Below are 4,065 nucleotides of genomic sequence, written 5' to 3' on the forward strand. Positions count from 1 at the left end.
CTCCGCCCCCGCCCCGGCGCGGGGCGGGTCGGCGTGAGCCGGGTCGGCGTGAGCCGGCGGGGAGCCGTCAGCCCCGGGGGACGGTGAGGCGCAGCGAGGAGCGGGCGACGTGCCAGGTGCGGGTGCCCAGCTCCGGGCCGGAGACCGTCACCGTGCGGGCCCGGACCCGCAGCAGCTGACCGCCGGACGCCGAGCGGTCCCGGCCGGCCTGCCGGACCACCACCTCCGCCAGCCCCGTCGCCACGCAGTCCGCCGGCGCCGACACGGACACCTCCGCCACCGGCTGCTCGACGTCCACCAGCAGCACGCCGTCCGCCTCCACCCGCAGCCGCGTTGACGGCGCGTGGGCGCCACCCGCACGCCAGCGCGCGGGGCGGACCAGGTCGGCGCACCTGCTCAGCGAGCCGCGCACGCCGGGCGGCTGCGCGCCACCCGGCTCGTGTCGCGCGGCCGGGATGCGCACCCCGCCCACCAGCACCGCGTCGCTGTCGTCCACCAGCAGCCCCACCGGGCGCTCGGTACCGCCGAGCACCGCCCGGGAGGCGCTGACCACGTCCGTCGGCAGCCCCAGGCAGCGGGCCAGCTCCAGCTCCGGCGGCGGCCCCACCGGCACAAACGCCAGCACCGCCGGGGCCCTCTCCGGGCCCTCACCCGACCGGCCACCGCCCATCCGGCCACCACCGGCCAGGCCGGCACCTGCCCCGGCCTGAGGTCCGCACCCGGACGCCCAGCCGGCCACGTCCCCCGCCTCGGGCGACGCCCCCGCCGCACGCGCCCACTCGGCCGCGTCCTCCGCGTCCAGACCCGGCCGAGGCACCGGCCCGAACCCGGCACCCGGACCGAAGTGCTCCGCCGAGCCGATGTGCTCCGCCGCACGCAGATCCGCCACCGGCCCGAAACCGGGCCCGGGGCCAGCACCGCGCCCCGGACCGAAGCCGGGCCCCGGACCGAACCCCGACGCCGCTCCCGGACCGACCCGGCCCGGCTGCGACGGGACGCCGGACGCCGACCCGCCCCCGGCCGGCGGCGGCCCGCCGCACTGCTCGCGGTGCAACTGCTGAAGCGCGCTGGTCAGCGCCCTGTCGTCACCGATCACCACGGGCTGCCGGTGGCCACGCCGGGCAAGCGCCCGGCACAGTTCCTCAAGCCCGGACGGCAGGCACACCTTCGCGCCGGGCGCACCGGCGCACAACACGTCCCGCGCGATACGCACGGACTCGCCGTCGTTCTGCCGGGCGACCGGGTCGATGACCACGAGCAGGTCTGGAGCCGACACCTTCGTCCTTCCTCAGGTAACCTCTCGGTGCAAGAGCCCCTGCGCCGCTGTTGCGTCAGGGGCTTCGTCTATCCGGGGCACCGGTCCAAACGGCTCTCCAGGTGGCGGTCACCGAAACCCGCCACTTCCGCACGTGGGACATGCCCCGAAGGGAAGGGGTGTACGCCTGTGCCCGCACTCGTGCTGCTCGGCGCTCAGTGGGGTGACGAAGGCAAGGGAAAGGCCACCGACCTGCTCGGCGGTTCCGTCGACTACGTCGTCCGCTTCCAGGGCGGTAACAACGCCGGCCACACGGTGGTCGTCGGCGACCAGAAGTACGCCCTGCACCTGCTGCCCTCCGGCATCCTCTCCCCCACCTGCACCCCTGTCATCGGCAACGGCGTTGTCGTCGACCCGTCCGTCCTGCTCTCCGAGCTCGCCGGTCTCAACGAGCGCGGCGTCGACACCTCCAAGCTGCTGATCAGCGGCAACGCTCACCTGATCACCCCGTACCACACCGAGGTCGACAAGGTCACCGAGCGCTTCCTGGGCAAGCGCAAGATCGGCACGACCGGTCGCGGCATCGGCCCCACCTACGCCGACAAGATCAACCGGGTCGGCATCCGGGTGCAGGACCTCTTCGACGAGTCGATCCTGCTCCAGAAGGTCGAGGCGTCCCTCGACTTCAAGAACCAGGTGCTCGCCAAGCTCTACAACCGGCGCTCGATCAAGCCGGAGCAGGTGGTGGAGAACCTGCTCGGCTACGCCGACCAGCTCCGCGACTACGTCTGCGACACCACCCTCGTCCTGAACAACGCGCTGGACGACGGCAAGGTCGTGCTCTTCGAGGGCGGCCAGGGCACCCTCCTGGACGTCGACCACGGCACGTACCCCTTTGTCACCTCCTCCAACCCGACCGCCGGCGGCGCCTGCACCGGCGCGGGCGTCGGCCCGACCCGCATCAACCGGGTCATCGGCATCCTCAAGGCGTACACCACGCGCGTCGGCGCCGGCCCCTTCCCGACCGAGCTGTTCGACGCCGACGGCGAGGCGCTGCGCACCATCGGCGGCGAGAAGGGCGTCACCACCGGCCGCGACCGCCGCTGCGGCTGGTTCGACGCGGTCATCGCCCGCTACGCCACCAGGGTCAACGGCCTCACCGACTTCTTCCTCACCAAGCTCGACGTGCTCACCGGCTGGGAGCGCATCCCGGTCTGCGTGGCGTACGAGATCGACGGCAAGCGCGTCGAGGAACTGCCCTACAGCCAGACCGACTTCCACCACGCGAAGCCGATCTACGAGTTCCTGCCGGGCTGGTCGGAGGACATCACCAAGGCGAAGACCTTCGCCGACCTGCCGAAGAACGCCCAGGGCTACGTGAAGGCGCTGGAGGAGATGTCCGGCGCGCCGATCTCCGCCATCGGCGTCGGCCCCGGCCGCGACGAGACGATCCAGATCAACTCCTTCCTGGACTGATCACAGCCACCGGCAGCGGGCACCGGGGCGCGCGAGAGCAGCGGTCACCGGCGCGCGCAGGCGTACGCACTGGCGCACACCCCCCGCCACGCGCCGCGCCCCGCCTCCTCACACCGCCGCCGGCCCTACACCTCCACCAGCAGCTCCCGCAGCCCCCGGATCACGTACCCCGGCCGCCACTGCGGCTCACCGACCAGCCGCATCCCCGGGGCCTTCTCCAGCAGCGCCCGGAACGACGCGGCCAGCTCGACCCGCGCCAGCGGCGCGCCCAGGCAGTAGTGGATGCCCGCCCCGAACGAGATGTGCGGGTTGTCCGCCCGGCCCAGATCCAACCGGTCCGGTTCGGCGAAGCGCGCCGGGTCCCGGTTCGCCGAACCGAAGAGCAGCGCCACCTCAGCGCCTCGCGGCAGTACCGTGTCGCCGATCGTCACCTCCTCCAGCACCCATCGCTCGAACATCTGCAGCGGCGTGTCGTACCGCAGCAGCTCCTCCACCGCGCTCGGCAGCAGCTCCGGTTCCGCCCGCAGCCGCGCCAGCTCCGCCGGATGGCGGAACAGCGTCCACCAGCCGTTGACCGTGGAGTTCACCGTGGCCTCGTGACCCGCGTTGAGCAGCAGCGCGCACGTGGACACCATCTCCTGCTCGCTGAGGCGGGCCCCGTCGTCGTCGTGGACCGAGATCAGCGCGCTGACCAGGTCCTCACCCGGCTGCCGCCGCCGCAGCGCCACCAGCTCCCGCAGGTACGCCGAGAACTCCTCGGCCGCCCGCACCGCTCGGGCCGCCGTCTCCCGGTCCGGGTTCAGCTCGAACATGCCGCAGATGTCCGCCGACCACGGCCGCAGCAGCGGCCGGTCCGCCTCCGGCACGCCCAGCATCTCCGCGATCACCGCCACCGGCAGCGGTTCGGCGACCGCCGTCAGCAGATCCCCTCCTCCTTCCTCGACAAGCCGGTCCACCAGCTCGTCCGCCATACGCGCCACCGTCGGCGCCAACCGCTCCACCGTGCGCGGGGTGAACGCCCGGGACACCAGGCGCCTGATCCGCGTGTGGTCCGGCGGCTCCAGATCCAGCAGCCCGTGCCCGTTCAGCGTGTGGAACGGCTCCTCCTCGGCCGGCGGCGCACTCCGCCCGAACTCCTCGTGCGAGAACCGGTGCAGATAGCCCCGCCCCAGCCGCCGGTCCCTCAGCAGCTCCCGCACGTCGTCATAGCCCGGCACCAGCCACTGGCGCGACGTCTCGTACCAGTGCGCCCGCCCGGACCGCCGCAGCTCCTCGTAGACCGGATACGGATCGGCCACGAACGCCGGCGACCACGGGTCGAATCCCCTCACACC

The 4,065-nt window shown here is 73.2% G+C and carries 3 protein-coding genes; 1 reads left to right on the forward strand and 2 read right to left on the reverse strand.

Features of this window, described 5'->3' with window-relative positions; translation table 11 throughout:
• Positions 1-67: 67 nt before the first annotated feature.
• Positions 68-1,276, reverse strand: a complete 1,209-nt coding sequence (locus GL263_RS28585) for a hypothetical protein (protein WP_323379527.1) — start codon at positions 1,274-1,276, stop codon at positions 68-70.
• 168 nt (positions 1,277-1,444) lie between these two features.
• Here GL263_RS28585 and GL263_RS22815 point away from each other — a divergent pair, with 168 nt between their 5' ends.
• Positions 1,445-2,731 carry an adenylosuccinate synthase gene (locus GL263_RS22815; RefSeq protein WP_182857631.1) on the forward strand — a complete coding sequence of 429 codons (1,287 nt, stop codon included), beginning with the start codon at positions 1,445-1,447 and terminating at the stop codon, positions 2,729-2,731.
• 125 nt (positions 2,732-2,856) lie between these two features.
• Here the strand turns inward: GL263_RS22815 and GL263_RS22820 are convergent, their stop codons facing one another.
• Positions 2,857-4,062: a cytochrome P450 gene (locus GL263_RS22820; RefSeq protein WP_182857632.1), complete on the reverse strand. Its 1,206-nt coding sequence runs from the start codon at positions 4,060-4,062 to the stop codon at positions 2,857-2,859.
• Positions 4,063-4,065: the final 3 nt, after the last annotated feature.

The organism is Streptomyces durbertensis (assembly GCF_014156695.1).
GTDB classification, from domain to species: domain Bacteria; phylum Actinomycetota; class Actinomycetes; order Streptomycetales; family Streptomycetaceae; genus Streptomyces; species Streptomyces durbertensis.